The following is a 26,645-nucleotide window of genomic DNA, read 5'->3' as shown; positions in this document are numbered from 1 at the left end:
TTATGCTCGGCGGCACCCGTTTCGTGGGCCGTCACCTCGTGGAGGAGTGTCTGCGGCGCGGAGACGACGTCACTGTGCTCTACCGGGGCCGTTCACCATCGCCCTTCGCCGGGCTCGTGCGCCACGTGTTGACCGACCGGCGCGCACCGACAACCGAAGCCACCACGGTCCTCGCCGAACCGTGGGACGGGGTGATCGACACCAGTGCCGGGGACGTTGATGACCTGCGCCCCGTTCTGCCCCTGCTCGGCAACGTCAACCAGTACATCCTGCTCTCCACGTGCGGGGTATACCGCAGAGCATCCGCCAGACACGGCCTGACCGAACGGGCACCGACGATCGCGGCTGACGCCTCCCACCCGGTACGTGCCTCCGCCACCCGCAAACTCCGCTGCGAGCGATACCTCCGACGTCGCCTCGACCGGATCAACGTAACCCTGCTCATCGCGCGCCTCGGCCTGGTCATCGGCCGATACGACGACAGCGCACGCCTCGCCTACTGGCTGGAGCACGCACTGCGCGGGGGTGATGTCCTGGTCCCGATGGATGACCGCCAGCCCGTCCAACTTATCGATGCCAGCGATGTCGCCCACTTCCTGCGCGACGCCGTCAACCAGCAACTTGCCGGCGTCGTCAACGTCGCCGGCGCCCGAACCACCGCCCGCACCCTGGTCGACACGGTCCTGACCCGCGCCAGCCGAGCTGTTACTCCCTGCCGGGTCGGCGAGGACTTCGCGCTCACCCACCGCCTACAGCCATGGACCGAGGTCCCCCTGTGGTTGCCCACCAGCAGCCCCGAACTGGCACTCATGTCGGTCAACAACAGCCGGGCCGCCAGTGCCGGCCTCACCCTCCGACCCCTGCCCGACAGCGTTACCGACGCGCTCGGCTGGCAGGCGTTGCGGCGCGGCTGGTCACAGCGCTGGCTCGATCATGCCCGTGAGCAGGATCTGATTCACCGGTGGCGGGGGTAACGGCATGCTGCCCTACACCCAACCCGCGCCGTTCCACTCGCAATGGGGCGAGGATCGCTGGCTCGCCGAGCACTACCACCTCCCGACGCACGGCGTATTCGTCGACATCGGCGCCGGCGACGGCGCACGCGGCAGCAACAGCCTCTACTTCGAGCGCCGCGGCTGGCGCGGTCTCTGCGTGGACGCCGATCCCCGCAACCACCAACGACTCCGGCAGCGCTGCTGCGCCGTGGAAACCTGTGCCGTATCCACCACCCCCGGACTCTGGCCGTTCGGCATGTACGCCCACAAGCCCTCGTGGTCCGGTCTGCAGCGGCGCGGCACCGACTACCAGGAGATCCTCGTCGCCTGCCGGCCCCTGGAAGACCTCCTCGACCAATGGTGCATCGACCAGATCGACCTGCTCAGCATCGACGTCGAAGGCACCGAACTCGACGTCTGGGACTCCTTCGACCACACCCGGCACCGGCCCGCCCTCGTCATCGTCGAATTCGACGACAAACACCCCGACCGACACCGCCGCACCATCCACCGACACCTCGGACCGGACACCTACAAGGTGGTTCACGAGACACCCGCGAATCTGATCCTGCACCGAGCGGACCGGCCATGGCGGCGATGCCGATGAGCAGGCGCGGTCTACCGATCAACCGGCTACTCCCCTCCGGCAAGGTGCTCGTTGTCTGCGGTCGTGCCGACGACGCGGCAGCCTGGCAAGACCTGCTCGGCCCGACCCGATGCCTCGCCCTCGCCCTGGACGACGCGCCGCCCGCAGCCCGGCGCCGACCCCTGCGCGGCGCCTCCGACCACCTCTCGTGGCAACACCACGCCATCAGCGGGCTAGACGGCTCCGGCTGGCTCGCCGGACCGGCCGACGCCTTCGACCCCGACAACACCGCGGCGCTCCTTCTCCCTGACCCACTCGATCCGCCGCACTCCGGGGCCCGGCGGCGGATCGGCGCCAGACAACCCGCGTGGCAGTTCTTCGAGGACAAGACCGTGGTCGACGCACTCTGGGATGCCGCCGGGGTGCCCCGAGCGCAGTCAATCGTCGGCGATGGCACCGCTGACCTCGCCAGACTCGGGGCCATCGTCGATCAAGGCACTGGGATCGTCTGCTCCTACCAGCCGATTGGTGCCGGACCGTCCGCTGGCGGCGATGGCATCTGGTGGTGGCGCGGCGGTCTACCACCAGAGACCACCCCCACCGTCGAGCCCGGCACCTGGCGAGTCCGACTCATGCCCTTCCTCGAAGGGATCCCGGTACGCCTGCACGGGCTGGCCCTTACCACCAGGATCATCCCCTTTCCACCCATGGAACTCGTGACTCTGCCCCGGCCGGGACGAGGCACTTTCCTCTGCGCTGGCGCTGTTCCCATCCTCAACAACGCCGCTGAGTTCGCCGAACAGACCGATCGAATCGGAGCCAGTCTGCGCGAGCGCCTCGGCTACCGCGGTGGCTTCTCCGTTGACGGCATCCTCACGGTCAACGGGTTCATCCCCACCGACTTCAACGCCCGGCTCACCTCCGCCATGGAAGCCGCGCCCTCTGACCGTCGAGTTCTACTGCACGCCGTCAACCTGCTCGCGCGAGAGGGAATTGAGCCCGACATCAGTGCGGTCGAGCGACTGGCTGAGGAAACCTTCACCGCCGGGACCACCCGCACAATCTTCGGCGCTGCTACCCGCGCCAACAAACATGCCCCTCCGGAGACATCGATCCGCTGGGTTGGCGATCGACTGGTCGCCGACCCGCTGGGGGCTGACGGAACCCTCGTCATCTCCCCGTCCCCGCGCGGCTGGCTGCTGACCGCGACCCTTGTCAGCGACCGGCTCCCGGACGGTGGCAGGGTCGGGCCCTGGGCACCCGAGGTATTCCGGCTCAGCGACGAGGTCTTCGGCACCGACTTCGGCGACCTCGCGCCGCCATTCGACACGCAGCCCCCCGCCGGCCTGCCCGCGACACCGGCACCCATCTTCAGCCCACGACGGAGCGTGCCGGTCAAGGGCACCGCTGGATTCGCCAGCGGAGCGGATCGACGACCAGGATGACCGGCGGAGCGATCCGCCGGACACGAAAGGTCAACTCAGGCGGTCGAGGGCGGCTCGCAGGCGCGCAACGGTTCGCTCACGTCCGAGGATCTCGATCGACTCGAACAGCGGCAGCCCGACAGTACGGCCGGTCACCGCGACCCGTACCGGCGCCTGCGCCTTGCCGAGCTTGAGTCCCCGTTCCGCACCGATCACCTCTAGCGTCGACTTGAGCACCTCGGCCCGCCACTCACACGTCTCATACGCCAAGACCACGGCCGCCAGCAGCGCCGGGGCATCGGCTTTCATGGCCTTCGCCCACGCTGCCTCATCGGCGGCCGGCTCGTCGAGGAACAGGAAATCGACCATCGGCACGATCTCGGAGAGAACCGCGATCCGGGTCTGCGCCAGCTCGGCGACAGCAGCGAACGCGTTGGCGTCGTATGCCTCCGGCCGCCACGGCGCTTTCTCACCGGTCAGCCACGGCTGGCACGCCTCGACGAACGCCTCAACCGACAACGCGCGGATGTAGTCCCCGTTGAAGGCGCGGAGCTTCTTCACGTCGAAGAACGCCGGCGAGGGGTTGACGTCCTCCAGCCGGAACTCGGTCACGATGTCGTCCCAGGGCAGGATCTCCCGGTCACCGGACGGCGCCCACCCGAGCAACATCAAATAGTTTCGCATCGCCCCGGCGAGGTACCCCTCGGCGCGGAAGTCCTCCAGGGCGACCCGGTCACGGCGCTTGGAGAGCTTCTGCCGCTTCTCATTCACCAGAATCGGCGCGTGTACCCACACCGGTGGTTCCGCCCCCAGCGCCTCCCAGAGCATCTGCTGCTTCGGCGCGTTGGGCAGGTGCTCCTCGGCCCGGATCACGTGCGTGATCCCCATGACCATGTCGTCAACCACGTTCGCCAGTAAGAACACCGGAGAGCCGTCGCCGCGCGCGATCACGAAGTCCTCGATCAGCACGTTGTCGACGGTCGGCTTGCCGCGCACCAAGTCGACGATCACGGTCGAGCCCTCGTCCGGCGTACGGAAGCGCAGAGCGCGGCCTTCTCCGACGGTTTGGCCCCGACTGCGGCAAAAGCCGTCGTAGCCCAGGTATTCGCTGCCCGTACGCGCGTTGACCTGATCCCGGGTGCAGTCGCAGTAGTAAGCCCGCCCCGCCGCTATGAGCCGGTCGATGGCCTCCCGGTGGTGCTGGGTGTAGTCGGACTGGAACAGCGGGCCCTCGTACTCGCTCGGGCCAATCCCAAGCCACTCCATCGCATCGAGAATGCCCTGAACCCATTCCGGCCGGTTCCGCGCCGCGTCCGTGTCCTCGATCCGCAGCACGATCGTTCCGCCCGACTGTCGGGCCAGCACCCAGTTGAACAGAGCGGACCGGGCATTGCCGACGTGGAACATACCCGTCGGGGAGGGCGCGAAGCGCACGCGGAGATCGGAACTAGCCACGGCTAGCAGGCTACCGAACCACCGACGGACGAGCTGACTGATATCCGGGGGCGGAGCTTCCCCGAGGGGAACAACAAGTTGTCCTCGTCGTCGGGCCTCGGCGACGAGGTACGGATCAGGTCCGTTTCGTCAACGCCCGCCAGCTGGCCTCCGCATCTCGACCAACACGGCGGGCACAACGCCGTCCCATCCACGAACACCGTCACCCTGGAGCGCACCGTGTTTACGCAACGATCCTCACCGCCGCTGGCGGCTACCGCATCTTCGACGTCTCCCGCTGACAGCGGTGGGCTTGACCTCCCGTTGCGGGTCCTGCTGGGGCTCCCACTTGGCGTCCCGCTTCAACAGGACCCCCGAACGGACCCCCGGTTCGGCTCACAGCCCAGGTCAGGGCCGCTGTCAGCAGCGTCTGTCGTGCTGCGACAGACCCTCCGACTGGGTCTCTCCCCCTCGGGCTGGTGGTGACGCATGCCTGACCCGTTGCTTCGAGTCCAGTCCCAGCTCACCGACCGTGATCTCGTCCTGCTCGGCTGGCTGGCCGACCACGGAGTGCTCACCTCCTTCCAAGTCGCCGAAGCCCTCTACCCGTCACTCGACTATGCCCAGGAACGCCTGCGGGCGCTGACGCAGAAGTTGGGGGTAGTGGACCGGTTCCGGCCGCAGAAGCCCGACGGCGGCTCCTACCCCTACCACTACGTGCTGGCGCAACTCGGCGTCGAGGTCGTCGCCGCACAGCGCGGCGACGACCTGCCGCGCAGAGACCAGGCCCGCAGAAGGCGGTGGCACCTGACGAGACGGGCGAACCTGCCGCACCTGCTCGGTGTCAACGGCTTCTTCACCGCTCTGGCCGGTTACGCCCGCACCAATCCGGGCAGTGAGTTGGTGCGGTGGTGGTCGGCGGGGCGCTGCCAGCAGATGGGAGCCTTCGCCGAACCCGACGACAACGACATCGCCGTGCGCGTCTACCAGCCAAGGTCACGGCCGGACGGACACGGCATCTGGGCCGAAGGCGACCGCAGGGTGCCGTTCTTCCTGGAGTACGACCTCGGCACCGAACGGCCGCTGTCCCGCCTGGTCGACAAGATTGGCGGCTACCGGGACTTCGCGCACGTCACCGGCCGCCTCTGGCCGGTGCTGTTCTGGCTGCACTCCCCAGCCCGAGAGCGGCACCTGCACCAGGAGTTCGCCGCGACCGGAACCATCTACCCGGTGGCCACCGCCGTGCATGCCGAGGTCACCGGCATCAACCCGGCCGAAGCCGTGTGGTGGCTGAACCGCCACCACGGGGCGCCGATGCGCCTGGCCGACCTCCCCGCCGCCGGCAGCGGCGCTGAGCAAACCACCTGACCCCCGCCAAGCGCCGAACCACGCACGGCGCGGCCGGACACGCGCGCACAGGCGGGGCGACAAGGACCGCCCCGCCGCTGACCCGACCGCCCAGGCGCGGCGAGCGGTAGCTGTCCGCGCCGGCTCCCAACGATGGAGGGCGGAAGGTACCTCTGCGCTCGCGGTGACAGCAAGCATTCGAAACTGTCAGCGGCTCTCCAGGAGCCCGTGTGAGTTGTGGCGAGTCGCTGACAATCCGAATCACTTCCCGGTGACAGCGCTCGGAGGTATCGTCCCCGCCTCCCGGACGCCAGATACAGCGACCCGCCACGAGTCGCCTCTTCCGCATCAATCAGATCAGTCGCGCCACTCCGTGTAAGAGAGGAAACCGCATGAACGAAGGACTCCGACCCCCGCAGCTTCACATGCTTTTCGGAGGACCGTGGTCACCCCGTCGTATGAAGACGAAAACGCCGTCCGGAGCTATCCTGACGAACCGCATCCCGGTACCGCCACAAATAACGGCGATGCGAAACACATCCCCACCAACAAGAAGGAAACGACGATTCCGATGCGTATCGCACGCATCGACACCATTCCCATGACCGCCGAAGACCTCGACAACGCCGCCGAAGCCCTCGCCGTCCTCCTCAACCACTTCCGGCGCGAGCACCCCGACCTCGCCTGAACCTAGCCCAACGGCGGCCCACCCGCGTGGGCCCGCCCACGGCCACCACCCCACCACCCGATCTCAGCGAAGGACCCCCATGGCAGGCAATCCCATCCCCACCAGCCCACCGAAGCGGCGTGGACGACGCGCCCCCACCACCCCGCCGGAAGACTCGACCGGCCCGTGCCGGGTGTGCATCTACATCCGGCGCTCCACCGACGACGAGCACCAGCCCTTCAGCCTGCTCGCCCAACGCACCGCCCTCAAGAAGTACGTCGACAACCACCCCGGCTGGGTCATCGTCTGCGAATTCGAAGACGACGCCTCCGGCGCCACCACCGAACGCCCCGGCCTCAAGAAAGCACTCGACGCGGCGAAAGCCGGCCTCTACGACGTCCTACTCGTCTACCGAGTCGACCGATTCAGCCGCAGCCTCGCCCACTTCGTCGACCTCGCCGCCACCCTCGACGCCGCCAACGTCCGATTCTCCTCCGCCACCGAACCCGTCGACACAGGCGGCGCCATCGGCCGCATGATGCTGCAATTCCTCGCCGTGTTCGCCGAATTCGAACGCAACATGATCATTGACCGGGTGAAAAGCGGCATGACCGCGAAAGCCAGCAAAGGCCAATGGGCCGGCGGAACCCGCCCCTACGGCTACCTCGTCGATAAAGACACCCAACGCCTCGTCCCCCACCCCGACGAGGCACCCATCCTGCGAGACATCTTCCACCTCTACACCCGCGACCGACTCGGCACCCGCGCCATCGCCACCGACCTCAACGCCCGCGGCATCCCCAACCGCACCGGCAAACAATGGTCCGGACACACCATCAACCGGATCCTGGACAACCCCGCCTACACCGGGGACATCGCCTACCGCGACGTCTACGTCCCCGACGCCCACAAGCCACTCATCGACCGGGACACCTTCCGCCGCGCCCAGGACATCGCCAACGCACGAGGCGACATCCAAACCCAGCGGGCCAAGTCCGACTCGGACTACTACCTCACCGGCCTACTCACCTGCCCCCAATGCGGACAGCGCTACATCGGCACGTCCGCCAAAGGCCGGAACCGCCGCTACCGCTACTACACCTGCTTCACCCGCACCCGCTACGGCAAACACGCCACCTGCACCGCACCCCGACTCCCCGCCGACGACCTCGACCACATGATCCTGCAGGCCCTACACGACTTCTACACCACCGCCGAACCCGTCCTCGCCGCCATGATCGAACGCGCCAACTCCCAGCACGACAGCACCACCGACGACCGATGCGCCGAACTCACCGCCATCGCCCGCCAGATCACCACCACCGAGAACGCGATCGACCGCTACCACACCGCGTTCGAGAACGGCACCATGGACGACGCCACCGCCGGACCGCGCATCCGCGAACTCCGCCACCGGCTCGCTCAACTCCAGGCCCGGCACACCGAACTCGACGCCGGCCTGACCTCGCAGCCCGAGCCTCCACCGCCCGGCACTGTCGCCCGCATCCGCGACCACCTCAGCACCATCATGACCAGCGGCAGCACCACAGAACGCAAAGCCGCCATCGAGTCCCTCATCGCCGAAGTCCAACTCACCGACCAAGGAGTCGTACCCGTGTTCAAGATCCCCACAGACACGACAATGCCCCCGCCCGAAACGGACGAGGGCACTTCGAAAGAACCACCGGTTCGCACAATGGTGCGGTCGGTGGAGCCGAGGGGACTCGAACCCCTGACCCCCACACTGCCAGTGTGGTGCGCTACCAGCTGCGCCACGGCCCCTCCTGTGCACTACCCGGTCGCCCGGGCACGGGAGAACTATACACACGCCGGCTGGCGCGGTCAGCGCGCGGGGTGCCCTGCCGCCGCACCGGCTCAGTTGAGCGCCACGTCCGCCGGGAAGTGCGCCACCGCCGCCATCATGCCGCCCTGCCGGCGCAGCACCATCGGCCACAGGTCGTCCGGACGATCGACGAAGGCGTCCCCGGGCAACGCGTCCAGGACGAACCAGGAGCCCCCCGCGATCTCCTGCTCCAGCTGGCCCGACTCCCACCCGGAGTAGCCGGCGAAGACCCGGATGCCCGCGATGCTCTCCCGCAGCTGCGCCGGGTCCGCCGTCAGGTCGAGCGTGCCGACCGCACCGGAGATCTGCTGGAAGCTCTTCATCGGCCGCAGCGGGTGGCGCATGCGGGCGAGGCAGATCGCCGAATCCGGCTGCACCGGACCCCCTTCGAAGACCACGGCCGGGTCGCGGGCCAACTCGTCCCAGTCGCCGAGCACCTCCGCCACCGGTATCTCGGTGGCCCGGTTGAGCACGACGCCCAGCGCCCCGCCCGGCTCGTGGGCGACCAGCAGCACCACGGTCCGGTCGAAGTTCGGATCCTTCAACGTCGGTGCCGCGACCAGCAACTGCCCGGCCATCGACTCCGTCGCCTGCCCGCCGATCGCCTGCCCCTCTTCCTGCATGTCGGACATCCCGTCAGCCCGACCGTGCCCGGACAACCGGGGACACCGGTGCCAGCCACCCCGTCAACGCCATGCCTGGCACCATAGCCTGCTGCTGGGTCGCTGGCTAAGGTCTGACGCGACAGAGACGAGGGAGGTTCGGTGAGTCCCACGGCAGAACTAGCGGTGATCGGCGGGTCGGGGTTGTACGCCCTGCTCGACGGCGCCACCGAGCATGTAGTCGACACCCCGTACGGGCCGCCGTCCGACGTGGTCACCATCGCGGAGGTCGCGGGCCGCCGGTTGGCGTTCCTGCCCCGGCACGGCCGGGATCACCGGCATCCTCCGCACCAGATCCCCTACCGGGCCAACCTGTGGGCGCTACGCTCACTCGGGGTCCGCCAGGTGCTCGCCCCCTGCGCGGTCGGCGGCCTGCGCCCGGAGCTGGGTCCGGGCACGTTCGTCGTGCCCGACCAGCTGATCGACCGCACCAGTGGTCGGGCACAGACCTACTACGACCGGGGCGCGGTGCACGTCTCCTTCGCCGACCCGTACTGCCCGGTCGGCCGGCGTACGCTGCTCGCCGCCGGCGCCGAGCGGGACGTGCCGGCGGTGGACGGCGGGACGGTGGTGGTCGTCGAGGGTCCCCGTTTCTCCACCCGTGCCGAGTCGCGTTGGTTCACGGCCATCGGCGGAACGGTGGTCAACATGACCGGCCACCCGGAGGCGGTGCTCGCCCGGGAGCTGGCTCTCTGCTACTCGTCGATCGCGCTGGTCACCGACCATGATGCGGGCGTGCCGGGCGGCGGATCGGTGACCCAGGAGGAGGTGTTCCGGGTCTTCGGCGAGAACACCGCCCGCCTGCGGGAGCTGCTCTTCACCGCGGTGGCCCAGCTGCCGGCGGATCGGGACTGCGCCTGCGGGGCAGCCCTGGACGGCATCACGCTTCCCTTCGCGCTGCCCTGAGCCCGGCGGTCGGGCCGACGCCGGTCAGCCGGTGGTGAGCCGCAGCGGCCCACCACCGAGCACGTCGAGGACGGTCCGCTCCCCCAGCGGGGCGGCGAGCTGCACGGTCACCGGTTCGAGCAGGAGCTGCTCGGTGCAGACACCGGTGCTGCGGGTCACCGCGCCGCCGACGACCACGACATCGTCCTGTTCGTAGACCAGTGGGCTGAGGCTGGTGTCACACGCACCGATACCGACCCGTACGGTCAGCGTGGCGTCGTCCACGGCGCGCAGGTCCAGCGCCCCGACCAGTTCCTCGGGCAGTGGCGCGGTGGGTGCGGTCGGCTCCGGCGGCTCTCCGACGGCGGTCGGGGCGACCGCGAGCCGGGCCACCGGGGCGGTCAGTTCGTCAACGGTGAAGAGCCAGGCCGGGACGGCCGCCTCGCCGCGACTGGTCCGCACCGGCACGCTGTCGAGCTCGACGGCGGTGACGGTGAGCGGGATGCAGGCGGTCTGCGGTGCGGTGCTCACCCCGGTGTCCGGCCCATCTGCCGGGGCTGGTGGGGTGGCGGGGTTCGTCGGCCGCCCGTCGCAGGCCGGTGGGTCGCCCCGGTCGAGTTCCCGGTACGCCTCGGCAGCGCTGACCAGCGGCACGGTGAGGGCGCCGGAGGGGAACTGGATGGTGCCGTCGTCGGGCTGCTCCGTCGGCAGCGGAATCTGGTCCCGGTACCAGCCCGCCCGGAAGGCCGCCTGAGTGTCCGGGGTGAAGCCGGGGTCTCCGACGGTCATGACGGGCTCCTGGAGTGGGATGTACCCGTCACTCCAGGATGGGCCGGGATGCCAGGCGCCGGCGATCTGGGTGGCCCGCTCTTCGAACGCCGTCTGCCGGCCGTCCGGCGAGGGGGCGCCGGCCGGCTCCGAGTCGGCCGGCGCGCAACCGGCGACCAGCAGCAGGGGCACGCACAGGGTGACGAATACTCGACGCATACTGTTCCGACGCCTGCCACCGCGCACTGGTTCCAGCCCGCCGGTGGTACTCGTCGCCGGGAGCGACGCCGGGCCTGGTGGCAGCGGAGTTTCCGAGGCCGGAAACGCCGATGCGCCCCGGTCCGGTGGACTGGGGCGCATCGGTCAGGTGGTGGAGGTGCCGGGAATCGAACCCGGGTCCTTCGCCGCCTTGCCAGGGCTTCTCCGAGCGCAGCTCGCTGTGCCTCTACTCGGCCCCTCCGATCACGCGAGCGAGTCGGTGTGACGGGCCCAGTCGCTGATTGATCTCGCCGCACGGCCCCCGCGACCGGGTCCGATTGGCCAGCCTCCTAGCTGATGCCGGCTAACTGGGTCGAAGGCACTCCCAGGCCGACAGACTTGCTACTCGCCTCAGGCGGCGAGAGCGAAGTCAGCGCGATTCTGCTTGGCGCTTATTGGTTTCCAACGAACGATTTCCGAGACGACGTTGGCTTCCTCGGCTCGCTTCCCCTGCCGCAACGTACGAAGTCGAAACCAGTCACCCCCTCGACGGGCCGCCCCGTTGGCGGCACCGACAAGCCTAACGCCTGACGCAACGGGTTTCATCCCGCCCCAGCCGGACGCCGGCTCAGTCTGCCATCCCCTTGCCCCGCCGGCCGGCCGCCCGGGCGATCTCCCGTTGCGCGTCCCGCTTGGCGAGGTCCTGCCGCTTGTCGTACGACTTCTTGCCCTTGGCGACGCCGATCTCGACCTTGGCCCAGCCGTCGGAGAAGTAGACCTGCAGCGGTACGATCGTGAGCCCACTCTCCCGGGTCTTGCCGATCAGCCGGTCGATCTCGATGCGGTTGAGCAGCAGTTTGCGGGTGCGTCGGGGTTCGTGGTTGGTCCAGGTGCCCTGCACGTACTCCGGGATGTGCATCCCGTGCAGATAGAGCTCACCGTTGCGTTCCTGGGCGAAGGCGTCCACCAGCGACGCCCGCCCCGCCCGCAGCGACTTGACCTCGGTGCCGGTCAACGCCATCCCCGCCTCGTAGGTGTCGAGGATCGAGTAGTCGTGGTGGGCCTTCCGGTTGGAGGCGACGACCTTCCGCCCCTTCTCCCGTGGCATCGGCGCCACCTCCCTTCCTGGTCGCTGCGTCCCTCGGGTCGAACAGCCCGGTCGCTGCGCCCGTTGGGTCGACAGCGGCGATCATCCTACCGGAGCACAGGGGCTCCCCCGCGCCGATTATTTCCGGTGCGGGGAAGCCCCGGCCCGACAGGGTGCGCGGGCGACCCCAGCGGCCGCCCGGCGGGCGCTAGACCCGCAGGTAGAAGCGGAGCGTAACCCAGGCGGTGATCGCGCTGATCAGACCTCCGACGGCGGCCATCAGGGGGAAGGCCAGCAGCACTTCGCCCCAGCTGACCGGCGCGAAGAGCCCCTGGAGGGCGCGCAGCGCGCCGTCGAAGAGGAATGCCTTCAGCCCGGCGAGGGCGCCGAGGCCGAGCAGGGATCCGATCAGGCCGGCGACCACGGCTTCCAGGACGAAGGGCGCCTGGATGAACCAGTTCGACGCGCCGACGAGCTTCATCACCGCGACCTCGCGCCGCTTGCTGTAGGCGGCGACCTGGATCGTGTTGGCGACCAGGAGCAGGGCGGCGACAGCCATCGCGACCGCCGCGACGAGGGCGATCTTCTGACCGGCGGAGAAGAGACTGAAGATCTTGTCGAGTACGCTGGACTTGTCGACCACCTGGTCGACGCCCTCAACCTCGGCGTACTGCTCCCCGATCGCCTCGTACTCCTGCGGGTTCACCAGCTTCAGCCGGTACGACTCCGGCAGCACTTCCGGATCGATCGCGCTGAGCAGGTCCGGGGAGTCTCGGAACATCTCCTCGAAAACCTCGTACGCCTCTTCTTTGTTGACGTACGTGACGTTCGCGATCAGCGGGTCGGCATCCAGCCTGGCCTTGATCGCTGTCTTCTGCTCCTCGGTGACCTCGGTCTCGAGGAAGATCGAGACCTCGATGTTCTCGAAGTACAGTTCCTTCATCTCGGCGACCTTGACGTAGATCAGACCGCTGGCGCCGAGCATGGTCAGCGAGACCGCCATCGTAATGATCATTGCGATGGTCATGGTCACGTTGCGCCACAGTCCGACCATGACCTCGGACAGGACGTATTTCAAGCGCATCGAAGATTCCTCCGCGTCTCCGGCAGGTGGTGGTCGTCAGTCCGGGTGGAGCGCCGGCTCACCCGTAGACGCCGCGAGCCTGGTCGCGGACGATCCGGCCGCTCTCGATCTCGATGACCCGGCGGCGCATCTGGTTCACGATGTTCGAGTCGTGGGTAACCATCACGACGGTCGTACCGGTGCGGTTGATCCGGTCCAGCAAACGCATGATCTCGATGGAGGTGTCCGGGTCGAGGTTTCCGGTCGGCTCGTCCGCGAGCAGGATCAGCGGACGGTTCACGAACGCTCGCGCGACCGCCACCCGCTGCTGCTCACCACCGGAGAGCTCCTGCGGGTAGCGGTGCTCCTTGCCACCCAGCCCGACCAGCTCCAGCACCTCCGGCACCACCCGGCGGGCAACCGCCTTGGTTTTGCCGATCACCTCGAGCGCGAACGCCACGTTCTCGTAGGCGGTGCGGTTCGGCAGCAGCCGGAAGTCCTGGAAGACGCAGCCGATCGAGCGCCGGAAGGCGGGCCGCTTCCAGGAACGCATCGACGTAACATCCTTGCCGTTCACGACGATCCGCCCCTTACTGGGCGCAACCTCATGCAGCAGCATCTTGATGATGGTGGACTTGCCGGAGCCGGATGGGCCGATGAAGAAGACGAACTCGCCCTTCTCGATCGCGACGGACACGTTGTCGAGCGAAGGCCGGGACGCCTTCGGGTACGTCTTCGTCACTTGCTCAAGCTGAATCACGGGTCGTGAGTCTACGCGGTGTAACCGATGTGCCAAATCCTGCGCCCCTCAATTTCGGGACACGTCATCAATCTGCCCGCACTCACGATTTTCGATGGTGCGCTGCGCCCACGATCGGTCACGCTTTGTTATCAGCAAGCTGCTGCTGCTTTCGCCACCGGATACCGGCCTCGATGAAGGCGTCCAACTCGCCATCGAAGACCGCGGAGGGAGTCCCGGTCTCCTGCTCCGTTCGGAGGTCCTTCACCATCTGGTACGGATGCAGGACGTACGAACGCATCTGGTCACCCCAGGAGCCGGCGGCGTCGGTCTTCAGGCCCTGAAGTTTGGCCTGCTCCTCCTGGCGCTTCCGCTCCAACAGGCGGGCCTGGAGGACGCGCAGCGCGGATGCCTTGTTCTGCAGCTGGGACTTCTCGTTCTGACAGGTGACCACGATGCCGGTCGGGATGTGGGTGATCCGAACCGCCGAGTCGGTCGTGTTCACGCTCTGCCCGCCGGGGCCGGACGACCGGTAGACGTCAAAGCGCATCTCGTTCTCGGGAATGTCGATGTGATCGGTCTGTTCCACCACCGGGAGTACCTCGACCCCGGCGAAGCTGGTCTGCCGCCGCCCCTGGTTGTCGAAAGGGCTGATCCGGACCAGCCGGTGGGTACCCGACTCGACGCTGAGGGTGCCGTACGCGTACGGCACCTTGACGGTGAAGGTGGCCGACTTGAGCCCGGCCTCCTCGGCGTAGGAGGTCTCGTAGACCTCGGTGGGGTAGCCGTGCCGCTCAGCCCAGCGCAGGTACATCCGCAACAGCATCTCGGCGAAGTCCGCCGCGTCCACGCCGCCGGCACCGGCGCGGATCGCCACCAGCGCCTCCCGGGAGTCGTACTCACCGGAGAGTAGGGTGCGGACCTCCATCTCGTCGATGGCCTTGGTCAGCCCGGCGACCTCCGTCTCGACCTCGGCGAAGGTACCCGGGTCGGACTCCGCCTCGGCCAGTTCCAGCAGCACCTTGGCGTCGTCGAGGCGAGAACGAAGCTCCGCGAGCTTGTTGATCTCCCCATTCACGTACGACAGCTGAGAGGTGACCTGTTGCGCCCGGGCCTGGTCGTCCCAAAGGTCGGGGGCGGAGGCGGCCTCCTCCAGACGGGCCTTGTCCGCCCGCAGCCGGTCGATGTCTAGCACCGACTCGATGTTGCGAAGAGTGGCGTCGAGTTCCTTGAGCTGTTCGGCGTAGTCGGCATCGGTCACGACAGACAAGACTACTGCGCGGGCGAGGAGTGAGCTTGCGAGCCCCGCAGCCCACGCCGAACAAACCCGGCGCGGGCGAGGAGTGAGCTTGCGAGCCCCGCAGCCCACGCCGAACAAACCCGGCGCGGGCGAGGAGTGAGCATGCGAGCCCCGCAGCCCACGCCGAACAAACCCGGCGCGGGCGAGGAGTGAGCATGCGAGCCCCGCAGCCCACGCCGTAGCCACCCCGCGGGCGAGGCGGGGTCCGCATCAGCACCGGCCGGACCGGGGCAAGGTTTTCCGGACCTGGGGGCTACCTGCGCCCAGGTCCGAGGGCTACCGCCGGGTCAGTTGACCTGGGCGGACTTGAGCCAGGACAGGGCGGCCTTGTGGTATGCGACGGCAAACTCCAAGGCGCTGGCGTCGTACGTGTCGCCTTCCTTCTTCGCATTCTTCACCTGTTCCCGAACCCGGGCCAGGGCCTCCGTGTGGTACTCGTTCGCAGCCGTCTGAAGGTTCTTGAGCTGGCTGGCCGAGTGTAGGTTTCCGAAGGCGAACCGCAGCGCGATCGGGTTTCGGATGGTGTCCCGACCGGGCTCCTCCGTCAGCCATCGGGAGAAGGTCCGTTTACCCGCAGCGGTGATCGCATACGGCTGACTCATCCGCGGCCCCGGTTTACCGAGCCGCACCAGCCCTTTCTCGGCTAGCACGGGCAGCTCTCGGTAGACCTGGCTGCGGGTCATTGACCAGTACGGCGCCAACCGGCGCTCGGCGGCGGCCATCAGTTGACCACCTGTCATCGGGCCCTCGTGAAGCAGCCCGAGCAGGGCCGCCGCCGTGGGATTGACTCCGGAATCCGCCATGCCTCTCACGCTGCCACTTTGCAGTCGCGACGTCCAGGATTTCACGTTTTCGCCACCCGTCAGGGCTTCCTATGTGCACTGTCTATCCATATGGAGTGGATGAAAGGACCCCTCCCCCAAGCCGGGCGGTCGACCTGGCGAAGGGGTCCTTCTGGTTAGCCCATGTGGGGATAGGTGTGGTCGGTCGGCGGGACGAAGGTTTCTTTGATCGTGCGGGGTGACATCCATCGGACCAGGTTCTGCCAGGAGCCGGCCTTGTCGTTGGTGCCACTGGCACGGGCGCCGCCGAACGGCTGCTGACCGACCACCGCACCGGTGGGCTTGTCATTGATGTAGAAGTTGCCGGCCGCGTACCGCATCCGCTCGGCGACCCGGTCGACCACCTGCCGGTCGGTTGCGAAAATGGCGCCGGTCAACGCGTACGGCGCGATCGACTCGGCCTGAGTGACCACCTCGTCGAAGCGAGCGTCGTCGAAGACGTGCACGCCGAGGATAGGCCCAAAGTACTCGGTGGTGAAGGTCTCGTGGGCGGCGTCGGTGCACTCGAAGAGCGTCGGCCGGACGAAGTAGCCGACCGAGTCGTCGGCGGTACCGCCGGCGACGACCTGGCACGAGTCATCCCCTGAGATCAACTCCAGGGCTGCGGTGTGCCGCGCGTACGCCTTGGCGTCGATGACGGCGCCACCGAAGTTACTGAAGTCGGTGACGTCGCCGTAGGTGAGCGCCTCCGTGGTGGCGGCGAGCCGGTCCCGCAGCCCACCAGCCCACAACGACCGTGGAATGTACGCGCGGGAGGCCGCGGAGCACTTCTGACCCTGGAACTCGTACGCGCCCCGGATCAGGGCGGTGTGCAGCGCGTCCAGGTCAGCGCTGGGGTGGGCGACCACGAAGTCCTTGCCGCCGGTCTCGCCGACCAGGCGCGGGTAGGTCCGGTAGTTGGCGATCTCCTCGCCGACGGTTCGCCAGAGCTGCTGGAAGACCTTGGTGGAGCCGGTGAAGTGGATGCCGGCCAGGTCGGGGTCGGTCAGCACCACGTCGGACACCTCCGCACCCCGCCCGGTGACCATGTTGATCACACCGGGGGGCAGGCCCGCCGCCTCGAAGAGCCGCATCGTGAAGTGCGCGGCGAGCTGCTGGGTGGGGGCCGGCTTCCAGACCACCGTGTTGCCGAGCAGGGCCGGCGCCGAGGGTAGGTTGCCGGCGATCGCGGTGAAGTTGAACGGGGTGATCGCGTAGACGAAGCCCTCGAGCGGACGGTGGTCGAACCGGTTCCAGGTGCCCGACGAGGAGAGGGGCTGTTCGGCGAGGAGCCGGCGAGCGAAGTGGACGTTGAACCGGAGGAAGTCGATGAACTCGCAGGCCGCGTCGATCTCCGCCTGGAACGCGGTCTTCGACTGGCCGAGCATGGTGGCGGCGTTCAACGTGTCTCGCCAGGGCCCGGCGAGCAGGTCAGCGGCGCGCAGGAAGATCGCCGCCCGCTCCGCGAACGGCAACGCCCGCCAGCCGGGCGCCGCGTCCTTGGCGGCCTGCACCGCGGCGCGAGCGTCGTCGTGGGTGGCGTGGGCGGTGACGCCCAGCACGTGTGCGTGTCGGTGGGGCTGCACCACGTCGATCGAGGCACCGCCCGCCATCCGTTGCTCGCCCGCGATCGTCATCGGCAGGTCGATCCGGTCGCTGGCCAGCTCGCCCAGCCGCCGTTGCAGCCGGTCTCGGTCGGCGTCCCCCTGCTCGTAGGGGCGTACCGGCTCGTTGTGGGGCTCGGGCACGGAGAAGACGGCGTCCATCACAAGGCTCCTGGGCGTTCGGGGTAGCAGGGGTAGCGGACCCGCGGAGCGTCGGCCGGGTGGCCGGACGCCAAACACCAGGCCGCAGGGGCCAGACACGGCGGCGGGACCTCGACTGATACTCCCACGTTTGGACCCTTTCCCCCACCACCCAACTCGCCGCGCACCGGCCGACATGGCTCCCGGGCCGATGACGACGAACGCGTACCCTGGTGGGCCGGTGAACCTCCGGCCGCGCCGCCGGCCGACTGCCGGTCGAAGGGACAACGATGACGAAGCAGCCCGGCGACTCCGCCACCACGGAGCCGACGCAGGCGAGCCCGGACCCGGACCAGAAGAGCACGCCATCGGCGCCGACAAGGACCGGCCCGCTCGCCCCCGGCGCGCCGATACTCGGCCTGCTGGCGCTCGGCTGGCTGACCGCCATGCTCTGGTCGACCCGCGCGGTGATCGACTCGGCGGCGGCCGGAGTCACCGCGATCAGCCTCTCCGCCTTCGCCCTACCCGGAGTGATCTCTGCCGCGCTCGTCGCCGGCACCGCCTTCGCGCTGTTCGGAGCGGAGTTGCTCGCCCATCAGGGTCGAGACCGGGCCACCCTGCGCTTTGTCGTGGCCGTCGCCAGCGGGCTGCTGATCGGGCTCGCCGCCGCCTTCGCGATCAGCCTGACCTACGCCGACCCGGCCACCACCAACGTGATCGCCGGCACCACCGCCGCCGCCGCCATCATCGGCGGGGGCATCGCCGCGATGCGGACCGCCCCGGTGGTCGGCGCGGTGGTGGCCGCCGGTCTCGGCACGCTCGTCTTCGTCGTGGCGTTCAGCTGGGCGCGGGACCCACTCTTCGACCTCTTCGGCGCCGGCGAAACCCAGGAGTCGCTGCTCAACGCCGCGAAGTGGGTCTCCCGTACCGAATCCCTGCTCGCCGGCCTGGTGGCGGGGCTGTTGGCCTTCGGCTACCTGACCTGGTCCCGGCGCCGAGCGGCCAGGCACCGCAACGATCCGCCCACCCTGCGCTGGCCGGCCTACCTGGTCGCCGGGGCCGGCCCCGGCCTGCTGCTGCTCGTCGCCGAGGTGATCCTGCGCGTCGGTGGGCGGCGGCTACTCGACCTGGCTGGGGCGCTCAGCGAGGCGGACGCCGTGGCACAGACCTCGCTCGGCACCTCACGGGTGGACAACGGGATCTGGGTGCTCTTCGTCGGCGCGCTGACCGCGATGATTACCTTCGGCCGTACCCTCGGACCGGCTCCCCTGGACGAGGAGGACCCGGACGGGGCGTAGCCCGCTCCGACCGGAAGGCGGTCGGAGCCAGCCGGAGCAGACCGGGTACGGCCAACCAGGTCGAGCGGCGGGGCTAGCCCAATTCGAGGAGCTGGTCCAGCTCCGTGCGGTCGTACCACTCCAGCTCATGGTCTTCGGCGCCGTCGACGGTGAACTGCGCGTCCGGATCGCCGCCGAGCGCATCGGTCACCACCCGGGCCGCGGCGGCGACATCCGTGACCGCGTCCACCCCGTCCACGTGGATGGCGGCCACCGCCCCCACCGGTACCGGGCCGGTCAGCTCGACCGTGCTGGACCCCAGGTCCGCGTCACCCGGTCCGACCGTTGCCGCGGGCAGATCAGCCGAGACGACGACCCGGCGGCACGGCGCCGCCCCGTCGGCCTGCAGGAGTTGGAGCGCGTCCTGGGCAGCTCGGGTGAACGCGACGTACTCCAGCTCCTCCTCGTCCCCCTCGGCGTACCACTCGCGCAGCGCCGGGGTGACCGCGTGCGCGGAGGCCGCGGGGAGCCCGGCGGTCCGCAGCAGGGTCAGCATCGGCACGGTCGCCGGGACATACACCCGGACATGCTCATTGGTCACCGGTTCTCCCTGGGTTCAGCTCCACCGGCGGATGCCGGTCTGGGGCGCCGGTCATGCCGTACGCCGTGACCGTCATACACCCCGGGCTGGCTCGACGAAAGTCGGGCTCCCGGAGTGTTCCCGAGCGCACTCGCGGCGGCGTGGTGGACCCCACTGCCTTCGGGATCCTGCTGGTGGCAAACTAAGGCAAACGCAGCCAACTCAGGGAGTTTGCGTGGCGGAGCCGAGGTTCCTGCTGCTGTCCGAGGTCGCCGCCGAGCTGAACGTGTCGGACTCGCAGGTCTACCACATGGTACGCAGCGGTGAGCTGCCGGCGATCAAGATCGGCGGACGTGGTCAGTGGCGGGTGGAGCGCACGCGGCTGGAGGAGTACATCAACGACAAGTACGCGGAGACCGCCGAGTGGGTTCGCGACAACCCGCTCGCCGAACGGGAGCCGGAGTAGCCCGCCCGCCGTCCCGTATCCACAGGCATTGACCGCCCCCTCTTTCGTCCTCCAGAATCGTGGCTGCCGTAGGCAAACGAAGGCAAACACAAGAATATGGAGGGCCGGGATGCCTGCTGTCCGCCGCCCCGAGCCGACTCGTCCCCCCGTCCGGCTTCGCCCGGCCCCGTCCATCGACCCGCCCTGCGTCGAGGACGACCCCGCCCACTGGCCGATCGACGGGCAACTCGCGCTCGACCTGTTCCGGCTGGGCCCAGGCTCGCTGCCCCGCTCGTCCGACCAGCGTCGCGGTGCCGGGCCGGGCCCAGCCCGGCCCCGGCGCGCACCGACCCGATTGCCCGCGACAGCGCTGGCCACCGCCACCCCCGAGGCGACCCGGGTTGCGCATCGGTTCGTCACCACCTGCCTGGAGGTGATCAACGGCTACCGACCCCACAGCCAACTGCGCCGGCTACTCGACCCAGGCCGGGCGGCCGAGCTGGCAGCCGAGTTGACCCGCGCCACCGCCCGGGCGGGGCCGGCGCGACGCCGCTCCACCCGGCCCGGCACGCGCCTACGTCGGCTGCGGGTATGCGAGCCGCGAGCCGCGGTCGTCGAGGCAGCCGCCGTGCTGGCCGGACCAACCGGCAGGACCTGGGCGATGGCGATCCGCCTCGAACAGCGTCGCGGCAGCTGGCACTGCACCGCCCTCAACGTTCTGTGAGAAGGTGTGCACGCAACGCGCACACCTTCTCACAGGTCGGTCAGGCGCCGCCGTTGGGCGAGCCGTGGCAGCGCTTGTACTTACGGCCCGAGCCGCACGGACACGGCGCGTTTCGCGACGGACCGTTGCCGCCCTCGGCCTGCCCCGGTGCCGCCCGGCGGGCGGTGCCGGCGGCGACGGCGTGGCCAGGCGCACCGCTGCCCGGCCGTTGCGGGGCGGTCGGCGCGCTCTGCCCGGGGGCGGCCGGAGCGGTCCGGGCGGGCCGGCCCTTCCGCGGCGCCGGCTCGTCGGCCTGCTCGACGGCGACCGAGCCGCGCCCGGCCTCCCCGTCGAGGGTCGGCGCGGAGTATTGCAGGCCCTGCTGCTGGGGTGTAGGACCCAGGCCCTTGGCCCGGACCTCGACCGGCTTCTCCAGGAGCTTGACCTCGTCGGCCGCCGGCTCCGGCTCCTGGACCTGCACCTCCAGGTTGTAGAGGAAGCCGACCGTCTCCTCCTTGATGCCGTCCATCATGGTGGCGAACATGTCGAAGCCCTCGCGCTGGTACTCCACCACCGGGTCCCGCTGGGCGTAGGCCCGAAGACTGATGCCCTCCTGGAGGTAGTCCATCTCGTAGAGGTGCTCACGCCACTTGCGGTCGATCACCTGGAGCAGGACCATCCGCTCGAGCTGGCGGACGCCCTCCGTGCCGAGCTGCTCCTCGCGGCGGCCGTAGGCGGCGTGCGCGTCCTCCTTGAGCCGGCTGAGCAGGAAGTCGACATCGATGCCGGCCCGGCTTCCGCCGGCCTCCTCCTCCAGCTCCTCGATGGTGATGCCCACCGGGTAGAGCTGCTTGAGGCTGGACCAGAGCTGCTCGAAATCCCAGTCCTCGGCGTAGCCCTCGGCGGTGGCACCCCGGACGTACGCCTCGACGACATCGTCGATCATGTTCCGGACCTGGTCCGACAGGTCCTCGCCGTTGAGCACCCGAAGCCGCTCAGCGTAGATCACCTGCCGCTGCTTGTTCATGACCTCGTCGTACTTGAGGACGTTCTTGCGGATCTCGGCGTTCTGGGACTCGATCTGCGCCTGCGCGGTCTTGATCTGGCGGGTGACCATCTTGGACTCGATGGGCACGTCCTCCGGGATGTTGAAGCGCTCCATGACTGCCTCGACGGCGCCGGAACGGAAACGCTTCATCAACTCGTCCTGCAGCGACAGGTAGAAACGGGACTCACCCGGGTCACCCTGGCGACCCGACCGACCGCGCAGCTGGTTGTCGATGCGCCGGGACTCGTGCCGCTCAGTGCCCAGCACGTAGAGGCCGCCGGCAGCCGAGACCTCCTCCGCCTCGGCGTCGCAGGCCTGCTTCCAGGTGGTCAGGACCTCCTCCATCGCCTTGGCGTACTCCTCCTCGTGCTCGGCCGGGTCGAGCCCGCGCTGGCGCAACTCGTTGGCCGCGAGGAATTCTGGGTTACCGCCGAGCAGGATGTCGGTGCCGCGGCCGGCCATGTTGGTGGCGACGGTGACCGCGCCCTTGCGCCCCGCCTGGGCCACGATCTCCGCCTCGCGCGCGTGGAACTTCGCGTTCAGCACCGAGTGCGGAATACCCCGACGACGCAGGAGCTGGGAGAGAATCTCGGAATTCTCCACCGAGACCGTGCCGACGAGCACCGGCTGGCCGGCCTGGTGCCGTTCGGCGATGTCTTCGACGACCGCGTTGAACTTGGCCTTCTCGGTCTTGTAGATGACGTCGGAGCGGTCCTCCCGGACCATCGGCCGGTGCGTGGGGATGGTCACCACCCCGACCTTGTAGACCTTGTTGAACTCGCCCGCCTCGGTCTGGGCGGTACCGGTCATCCCGGCGAGCTTCCCGTAGAGCCGGAAGTAGTTCTGGAGGGTGACGGTAGCCAGGGTCTGGTTCTCCTGCTTGATCTCCACCCCCTCCTTGGCCTCGATCGCCTGGTGCATGCCCTCGTTGTAGCGGCGCCCGTGCAGAATGCGGCCGGTGAACTCGTCAACGATCAGGACCTCGCCCTCGCTGACGATGTAGTCCTTGTCCCGCTTGAAGAGCTCCTTCGCCTTGATCGCGTTGTTCAGGTAGCCGACCAGCGGCGTGTTGACCGACTCGTAGAGGTTGTCGATGCCGAGCCGGTCCTCGACCTTGCCGACTCCCCGCTCCGACACCGCGACCGTGCGCTTGGCCCGGTCGACCTCGTAGTCGCCCCCACCCTCCTTGCCGGCCTGGAGACGGGCGACCACCGCGGCGAACTCGCCGTACCAGCGGGCGGAGTGTTCGGCCGGGCCGGAAATGATCAGCGGGGTGCGGGCCTCGTCGATCAGGATCGAGTCGACCTCGTCCACGACGGCGAAGTTGTGGCCCCGCTGGACCAGGTCCTCCTTCGACCACGCCATGTTGTCACGCAGGTAGTCGAAGCCGAACTCATTGTTGGTGCCGTAGGTGATGTCGCACTCGTAGGCGGCGCGGTGCTCGGCGGCGGGCCGATTGGGCAGCACGACGCCGACGGTGAGCCCGAGGAACTCGTGCACCCGGCCCATCCAGGCGGCATCCCGCTCGGCCAGGTAGTCGTTGACCGTGATCACGTGCACGCCGTCGCCGGAGAGCGCGTTGAGGTAGACCGGCATGACCGAGGTGAGGGTCTTCCCCTCGCCGGTCTTCATCTCGGCGATGTTGCCGAAGTGCAACGCCGCGCCACCCATCACCTGGACGTCGTACGGGCGCTGGCCAAGCACCCGGGCGGCGCCCTCGCGACAGACCGCGAACGCCTCGGGCAACAGGTCATCGAGGGTCTCGCCGTCCGCCAGCCGCTCCCGGAACTGCGCGGTTATCTCCCGCAGCTCGTCGTCGGTGAGGTTGACGTAGTCGTCCTCGATGGAGTTGACGGCGGCGGCGATCGCCTTGAGCCGGCGCACGAGGCGCCCCTCGCCCGCACGGAGGACCTTTTCCAGAATCGACACGGATCAACGCTCCCCTAGACAGTCTCGAACCATCGTAGGCGCTCCATCGCGGCGATGGTCACTGGTGGCAGGGTCCGCTCCGCCGAAGCGGACATAACGCACGCGGTCCGAGCGGGCGGGACTAATCCGGTTACGCCGTGGGCGAACAGTCCGGCACGATGACCCGGGTGAGGCGAATCGAGATCAATGAGCTGGACGGAGACCTCCCCGCGGAGCGGCCGGCCGGAACCGAGACCGGGCCGGGGCGGATCGACACCGCACCCCGGGCCGGCGGCGGCATGACGCCGGAGACCATCGACGGGCCCGGGATCAGGCTGCGCCTGTCTCGCCTCGAGGACATCCCCGACACCGCAGCCGCCTGCTCCGACCCGCTGGTCCAGCACTTCCTGCCGGCGCTGCCGTCGCCGTACACCGAGGCGGACGCCCGGTGGTGGATCACCGAAGGAGCGCCCGCGGCCTGGGCCGGCGGTGGGGCCGCGTACGCCATCGCGGACCGCGACACGGACCGTCTCCTCGGCACGGTCGGGCTGAACGACCCGGCCGTCAGTCGCCAGGAGGCGGCGATCGGCTACTGGGTCGCCCCGTGGGCGCGGGGGCGCGGCGTCGCCACGGCAGCGACCCAGACCCTCGCCGACCGGGCGTTCGCCAGCGGGATTCGCCGGCTGGAACTCCTCACCGTCCCGGAGAACATCGCCAGCCAGCGGGTGGCGCTGGCCGCCGGCTTCCGCCCCGAGGGCGTACGCCGGTTGGCGAGCCGCGGCCGAGACGGCGAATGGGCTGATCTCATCACCTGGGCGCGGCTCGCCGGCGACCCCCCGGGACCGGCTCCGCGGTTGCTGCCGGACCTGCCCGACGGCCGGCTCACCGACGGCGTGGTGGAGCTCCGGCCGCGCGGCCCGCAGCACGCGGAGGCCATGTACCACCTGCATACCCGGCCCGAGACGGTCGCCGTCCTGGTGCCGCCGGAGCCGCCCCGGCGGGCGGACATCGAACGGAACTGCCGGGAGGGGCAGTCCCGATGGCTCCGGGACCAGGTCGCGAACCTGGCCATCATCGACGCGAGCAGCGGGGCCACCGCCGGACTCTGCCAACTGGTCCTCGACAATCCGCAGTTCCAACAGGGCATGGTCGGCTACGGCCTGCTGCCGGCCTGGCGCGGACTCGGGTACGCCACCCGAGCGGTCCGTCTGCTCGCCGAGTGGGGATTCACCGAGGTCCGGCTCGGCCGGCTCTGGGCGGATACCCACGCTGGCAATATCGCCTCGGAGCGGGTGTTGGAACGGGCCGGGTTCAGCCGGGAGGGACGGGCACGCGGGCGCTTCCCCGCCGGCGGCGGGCTGCGAAGGGACAGCACGCTCTTCGGCCTGCTCCCGGGCGACCTGACCGAGGCACCCGGAGCCCGCTGAGCACGCTGACCAGGCTCGGCCCCAGGCCGGTCAGCGAAGCGCTGCTCGGCCTGGAGCCCAACCCCGACAGGACCGGGTCCGGGGGCCGGCCACCGGTGTGCTCGGCCCGTACCTTGGGCGTCAGACGGCCAGGGAGATGATCCCGTAGTCGTAGGCATGCCGCCGATAGACGACGCTGGGCCGACCGGACTCCTTGTCCTGGAACAGGTAGAAGTCGTGCCCGACCAGCTCCATCTGGAACAGGGCGTCGTCGATGGTCATCGGCTCGGCCAGGTGGACCTTCTCCCGCGCGATGTGCCACGGCTGGTCGTCGCGCTCCTCCTCGGCCCGCTCGGCAACCGCCGTCGACGTGGCGGTGTCGGCGGAGAAGGGACCGGCGACGAGGTCGGTCACCGGAAGCCCGGCGGTGGCGGCGGCGACGGAGATGGGGGCATGCCGGCCGTGGTGGACCCGACGGCGGTCGGCCGCCCGGCGCATCCGGGCGTCCAGCCGGGCGATGGCCGCGTCGAGCGCGCTGTAGAAGTCGCTCGTGCCCGCCTCGGCCCGCATCACCGGGCCCCGCGAAACGCAGGTGATCTCCACCCGCTGACAGTGGTCCGCCTGACGCGGATTGCGCTCATGAAACAGCTCGACATCAACCCGGATGATCTTGTGGTCGTAGCGTTCGATCTTGGCGAGCTTCTCCGCTACGTGCACCCGGAAATGATCTGGAACTTCGACGTTCCGGCCCTTGACCACGATCTCCACGTGACCTCCCTCGTTCGGATGGTCGTTACTGCGGTACCCCGGTCGCGCCCTCGGGACGGTCCCACCCAGCGTCGACCGGTCAGTGCGGCTACGCCTCCCTTCACCGCCGGGAGGTGGGAGAACTCCTACTTCCCCCGACAGCAGAACGCTAACTCCTGTTCGGCCGACCGTCACCCCTGGTTTTCAGGACAGTCCAGTATTTTTCCTGAATCGTTCACCAAGGGGAGAAAGAAATTACGGTCGGTTACCGGCCCTTCCGCTCGGTCGCCGCAAGCATCGCCGCAACCGACGGCACCCGGCCAGTCGCGGTCAGCACCCGACTCACCGCGGCGAGCGTCGAGCCGGTGGTGACGATGTCGTCCACGACAACCAGCGCCGCACCCGCCGGCATCGGCCGCCACCGGCGCCGGGCCCGAAACGCCACGGCGGCCGACGCCGCCCGACCCGCGCTGTCCAACGTCACCGAGTCCGGCCGGGGCAGCGCCCGCACCGCGGAACGGACCTCGACCGGCCAGCCGGCCCGCCGCAACCGGTCCGCGCAGTGCCGGGCCAACCGGCTGAGGTGGTCGCCGTACCGAGCCCGCGCCGCAGCCGGGGTGTCCGGCACCGGCACCAACAACACCGGTCGCACCGGGCCGACCGCGACCGCCACCACCTCGGCGAGCAGCGCGCCCAGCGGCCGAGCCAGCCCGTGCCGGCCATGGTCCTTGTACGCGAGCAGCACCTCGCGCAGCGGGCCCGCGTAGGGGCCGAGCGCCACGCAGGGCGGCAGTCCTTCCGGAGCCGGCGTCGGACGTACCGGCCGCGGACGCAGGTCGCCCAACGCCGCGACGCACTCCGGGCAGACACCGTGCCGCAGCCCGGGTCGCCGGTCCCGACATCCGGCGCACTCCACCGGCAGCACCAGTGCGCCGAGGTCCTGGACGACTCGACCGAGGCCCCGCAT

24 protein-coding genes, 1 tRNA gene, 1 other RNA gene and 1 pseudogene are annotated in these 26,645 nt (G+C 69.2%); 11 read left to right on the top strand and 16 right to left on the bottom strand.

From position 1 onward, the window contains the following. Nucleotides 1-2: 2 nt before the first annotated feature. The 3 genes from T398_RS04470 to T398_RS04460 are packed head-to-tail and all read left to right on the top strand — an operon-like array spanning nucleotide 3 to nucleotide 3,026. The gene (locus T398_RS04470) at nucleotides 3-974 is read left to right on the top strand and encodes an NAD-dependent epimerase/dehydratase family protein (RefSeq protein WP_029022708.1); all 972 of its coding nucleotides are present in this window, start codon (nucleotides 3-5) and stop codon (nucleotides 972-974) included. Nucleotides 975-978: 4 nt separating this feature from the next. Beyond that, complete coding sequence (locus tag T398_RS04465; RefSeq protein WP_252299965.1) at nucleotides 979-1,602, top strand: FkbM family methyltransferase; 624 nt, start codon at nucleotides 979-981, stop codon at nucleotides 1,600-1,602. Then, nucleotides 1,599-3,026 carry a hypothetical protein gene (locus T398_RS04460; RefSeq protein WP_252299964.1) on the top strand — a complete coding sequence of 476 codons (1,428 nt, stop codon included), beginning with the start codon at nucleotides 1,599-1,601 and terminating at the stop codon, nucleotides 3,024-3,026. The genes T398_RS04465 and T398_RS04460 overlap by 4 nt, the downstream gene beginning before the upstream one ends. A gap of 30 nt (nucleotides 3,027-3,056) precedes the next feature. Here T398_RS04460 and gltX read toward each other — a convergent pair whose 3' ends face one another. Then, the gene (gltX, locus tag T398_RS04455) at nucleotides 3,057-4,460 is read right to left on the bottom strand and encodes a glutamate--tRNA ligase (RefSeq protein ID WP_496444821.1); all 1,404 of its coding nucleotides are present in this window, start codon (nucleotides 4,458-4,460) and stop codon (nucleotides 3,057-3,059) included. A gap of 468 nt (nucleotides 4,461-4,928) precedes the next feature. Between gltX and T398_RS04450 the strand changes: the two genes are divergently transcribed. The 3 genes and pseudogenes from T398_RS04450 to T398_RS04440 all read left to right on the top strand — a co-directional run. Then, complete coding sequence (locus T398_RS04450) at nucleotides 4,929-5,807, top strand: replication-relaxation family protein (protein ID WP_496444819.1); 879 nt, start codon at nucleotides 4,929-4,931, stop codon at nucleotides 5,805-5,807. A 421-nt stretch (nucleotides 5,808-6,228) separates the two neighbouring features. After that, nucleotides 6,229-6,474 (top strand): hypothetical protein, encoded by a 246-nt coding sequence (locus tag T398_RS04445; RefSeq protein ID WP_496444817.1) that lies wholly within the window; start codon nucleotides 6,229-6,231, stop codon nucleotides 6,472-6,474. A 79-nt stretch (nucleotides 6,475-6,553) separates the two neighbouring features. Then, nucleotides 6,554-7,636 (top strand): annotated as a pseudogene (locus T398_RS04440) (recombinase family protein); the annotation flags it as partial. Between the two features lie 9 nt (nucleotides 7,637-7,645). On the opposite strand, the gene T398_RS04435 reads toward T398_RS04440, so the two are convergent. From T398_RS04435 to T398_RS04425, 3 genes are all read right to left on the bottom strand, one after another. After that, the gene (locus T398_RS04435; RefSeq protein ID WP_496444815.1) at nucleotides 7,646-7,969 is read right to left on the bottom strand and encodes a hypothetical protein; all 324 of its coding nucleotides are present in this window, start codon (nucleotides 7,967-7,969) and stop codon (nucleotides 7,646-7,648) included. Nucleotides 7,970-8,162: 193 nt separating this feature from the next. Next, a tRNA-Ala gene (locus T398_RS04430) sits at nucleotides 8,163-8,235 on the bottom strand. A gap of 93 nt (nucleotides 8,236-8,328) precedes the next feature. Further along, the gene (locus T398_RS04425; protein ID WP_496444813.1) at nucleotides 8,329-8,928 is read right to left on the bottom strand and encodes a YqgE/AlgH family protein; all 600 of its coding nucleotides are present in this window, start codon (nucleotides 8,926-8,928) and stop codon (nucleotides 8,329-8,331) included. Nucleotides 8,929-9,060: 132 nt separating this feature from the next. Here T398_RS04425 and T398_RS04420 point away from each other — a divergent pair, with 132 nt between their 5' ends. Next, on the top strand, nucleotides 9,061-9,864 hold the full coding sequence (locus T398_RS04420) for an S-methyl-5'-thioadenosine phosphorylase (protein WP_496444811.1): 804 nt from the start codon (nucleotides 9,061-9,063) through the stop codon (nucleotides 9,862-9,864). A gap of 24 nt (nucleotides 9,865-9,888) precedes the next feature. On the opposite strand, the gene T398_RS04415 is transcribed toward T398_RS04420, so the two are convergent. The 8 genes from T398_RS04415 to pruA form a co-directional block, all read right to left on the bottom strand. Next, entirely contained in the window at nucleotides 9,889-10,830 is a 942-nt protein-coding gene (locus T398_RS04415) for a hypothetical protein (RefSeq protein WP_496444809.1), read from the bottom strand. A 149-nt stretch (nucleotides 10,831-10,979) separates the two neighbouring features. After that, nucleotides 10,980-11,355, bottom strand: a transfer-messenger RNA (tmRNA) gene (ssrA, locus tag T398_RS04410). Nucleotides 11,356-11,437: 82 nt separating this feature from the next. Continuing rightward, nucleotides 11,438-11,917, bottom strand: coding sequence for an SsrA-binding protein SmpB (gene smpB / locus T398_RS04405; RefSeq protein WP_496444807.1), 480 nt, complete (start codon nucleotides 11,915-11,917; stop codon nucleotides 11,438-11,440). 187 nt (nucleotides 11,918-12,104) lie between these two features. After that, nucleotides 12,105-12,980: a permease-like cell division protein FtsX gene (gene ftsX / locus T398_RS04400; protein ID WP_496444805.1), complete on the bottom strand. Its 876-nt coding sequence runs from the start codon at nucleotides 12,978-12,980 to the stop codon at nucleotides 12,105-12,107. 58 nt (nucleotides 12,981-13,038) lie between these two features. Continuing rightward, on the bottom strand, nucleotides 13,039-13,719 hold the full coding sequence (ftsE, locus tag T398_RS04395) for a cell division ATP-binding protein FtsE (RefSeq protein ID WP_012181145.1): 681 nt from the start codon (nucleotides 13,717-13,719) through the stop codon (nucleotides 13,039-13,041). 118 nt (nucleotides 13,720-13,837) lie between these two features. Then, complete coding sequence (gene prfB / locus T398_RS04390; RefSeq protein ID WP_496444803.1) at nucleotides 13,838-14,959, bottom strand: peptide chain release factor 2; 1,122 nt, start codon at nucleotides 14,957-14,959, stop codon at nucleotides 13,838-13,840. Nucleotides 14,960-15,285: 326 nt separating this feature from the next. Continuing rightward, nucleotides 15,286-15,801 (bottom strand): PadR family transcriptional regulator, encoded by a 516-nt coding sequence (locus T398_RS04385; RefSeq protein WP_018727261.1) that lies wholly within the window; start codon nucleotides 15,799-15,801, stop codon nucleotides 15,286-15,288. 155 nt (nucleotides 15,802-15,956) lie between these two features. Next, nucleotides 15,957-17,585 (bottom strand): L-glutamate gamma-semialdehyde dehydrogenase, encoded by a 1,629-nt coding sequence (gene pruA, locus T398_RS04380; RefSeq protein WP_496444800.1) that lies wholly within the window; start codon nucleotides 17,583-17,585, stop codon nucleotides 15,957-15,959. A 269-nt stretch (nucleotides 17,586-17,854) separates the two neighbouring features. Between pruA and T398_RS04375 the strand changes: the two genes are divergently transcribed. Further along, nucleotides 17,855-18,862: a hypothetical protein gene (locus T398_RS04375; RefSeq protein ID WP_496444798.1), complete on the top strand. Its 1,008-nt coding sequence runs from the start codon at nucleotides 17,855-17,857 to the stop codon at nucleotides 18,860-18,862. A gap of 73 nt (nucleotides 18,863-18,935) precedes the next feature. On the opposite strand, the gene T398_RS04370 is transcribed toward T398_RS04375, so the two are convergent. Then, nucleotides 18,936-19,442, bottom strand: coding sequence for a DUF6912 family protein (locus T398_RS04370; RefSeq protein ID WP_496444796.1), 507 nt, complete (start codon nucleotides 19,440-19,442; stop codon nucleotides 18,936-18,938). Nucleotides 19,443-19,656: 214 nt separating this feature from the next. On the opposite strand from T398_RS04370, the gene T398_RS04365 reads away from it, so the two are divergent. Both T398_RS04365 and T398_RS04360 read left to right on the top strand, forming a co-directional pair. Next, nucleotides 19,657-19,887, top strand: a complete 231-nt coding sequence (locus T398_RS04365; RefSeq protein WP_496444794.1) for a helix-turn-helix transcriptional regulator — start codon at nucleotides 19,657-19,659, stop codon at nucleotides 19,885-19,887. A gap of 109 nt (nucleotides 19,888-19,996) precedes the next feature. Next, nucleotides 19,997-20,590 carry an Rv3235 family protein gene (locus tag T398_RS04360; protein WP_496444792.1) on the top strand — a complete coding sequence of 198 codons (594 nt, stop codon included), beginning with the start codon at nucleotides 19,997-19,999 and terminating at the stop codon, nucleotides 20,588-20,590. Nucleotides 20,591-20,630: 40 nt separating this feature from the next. Here T398_RS04360 and secA read toward each other — a convergent pair whose 3' ends face one another. Then, complete coding sequence (secA, locus tag T398_RS04355; RefSeq protein WP_496444790.1) at nucleotides 20,631-23,546, bottom strand: preprotein translocase subunit SecA; 2,916 nt, start codon at nucleotides 23,544-23,546, stop codon at nucleotides 20,631-20,633. A 278-nt stretch (nucleotides 23,547-23,824) separates the two neighbouring features. Between secA and T398_RS04350 the strand changes: the two genes are divergently transcribed. Then, complete coding sequence (locus T398_RS04350) at nucleotides 23,825-24,952, top strand: GNAT family N-acetyltransferase (protein ID WP_496444944.1); 1,128 nt, start codon at nucleotides 23,825-23,827, stop codon at nucleotides 24,950-24,952. A 120-nt stretch (nucleotides 24,953-25,072) separates the two neighbouring features. On the opposite strand, the gene hpf is transcribed toward T398_RS04350, so the two are convergent. Both hpf and T398_RS04340 read right to left on the bottom strand, forming a co-directional pair. Then, nucleotides 25,073-25,699, bottom strand: coding sequence for a ribosome hibernation-promoting factor, HPF/YfiA family (gene hpf, locus T398_RS04345; RefSeq protein WP_496444788.1), 627 nt, complete (start codon nucleotides 25,697-25,699; stop codon nucleotides 25,073-25,075). Nucleotides 25,700-25,943: 244 nt separating this feature from the next. Continuing rightward, the gene (locus tag T398_RS04340; RefSeq protein ID WP_496444786.1) at nucleotides 25,944-26,645 is read right to left on the bottom strand and encodes a ComF family protein; all 702 of its coding nucleotides are present in this window, start codon (nucleotides 26,643-26,645) and stop codon (nucleotides 25,944-25,946) included.

The sequence above is a fragment of the Salinispora goodfellowii genome, from assembly GCF_059570675.1.
This window is presented reverse-complemented; position numbering and strand designations above follow the sequence as displayed.

Bases quoted from the DNA above. Each gene is read 5' to 3' on its own strand.
- T398_RS04465 (WP_252299965.1), top strand. From the start codon at position 979: ATGCTGCCCTACACCCAACCCGCGCCGTTCCACTCGCAATGGGGCGAG.
- T398_RS04425 (WP_496444813.1), bottom strand. From the start codon at position 8,928: ATGTCCGACATGCAGGAAGAGGGGCAGGCGATCGGCGGGCAGGCGACG.
- ftsX (WP_496444805.1), bottom strand. From the start codon at position 12,980: ATGCGCTTGAAATACGTCCTGTCCGAGGTCATGGTCGGACTGTGGCGC.
- T398_RS04385 (WP_018727261.1), bottom strand. From the start codon at position 15,801: ATGGCGGATTCCGGAGTCAATCCCACGGCGGCGGCCCTGCTCGGGCTG.
- T398_RS04360 (WP_496444792.1), top strand. From the start codon at position 19,997: ATGCCTGCTGTCCGCCGCCCCGAGCCGACTCGTCCCCCCGTCCGGCTT.
- pruA (WP_496444800.1), bottom strand. From the start codon at position 17,585: ATGGACGCCGTCTTCTCCGTGCCCGAGCCCCACAACGAGCCGGTACGC.
- T398_RS04450 (WP_496444819.1), top strand. From the start codon at position 4,929: ATGCCTGACCCGTTGCTTCGAGTCCAGTCCCAGCTCACCGACCGTGAT.
- T398_RS04415 (WP_496444809.1), bottom strand. From the start codon at position 10,830: ATGCGTCGAGTATTCGTCACCCTGTGCGTGCCCCTGCTGCTGGTCGCC.
- T398_RS04350 (WP_496444944.1), top strand. From the start codon at position 23,825: ATGACGCCGGAGACCATCGACGGGCCCGGGATCAGGCTGCGCCTGTCT.
- T398_RS04470 (WP_029022708.1), top strand. From the start codon at position 3: ATGCTCGGCGGCACCCGTTTCGTGGGCCGTCACCTCGTGGAGGAGTGT.
- T398_RS04460 (WP_252299964.1), top strand. From the start codon at position 1,599: ATGAGCAGGCGCGGTCTACCGATCAACCGGCTACTCCCCTCCGGCAAG.
- smpB (WP_496444807.1), bottom strand. From the start codon at position 11,917: ATGCCACGGGAGAAGGGGCGGAAGGTCGTCGCCTCCAACCGGAAGGCC.
- T398_RS04375 (WP_496444798.1), top strand. From the start codon at position 17,855: ATGACGAAGCAGCCCGGCGACTCCGCCACCACGGAGCCGACGCAGGCG.
- T398_RS04340 (WP_496444786.1), bottom strand. From the start codon at position 26,645: ATGCGGGGCCTCGGTCGAGTCGTCCAGGACCTCGGCGCACTGGTGCTG.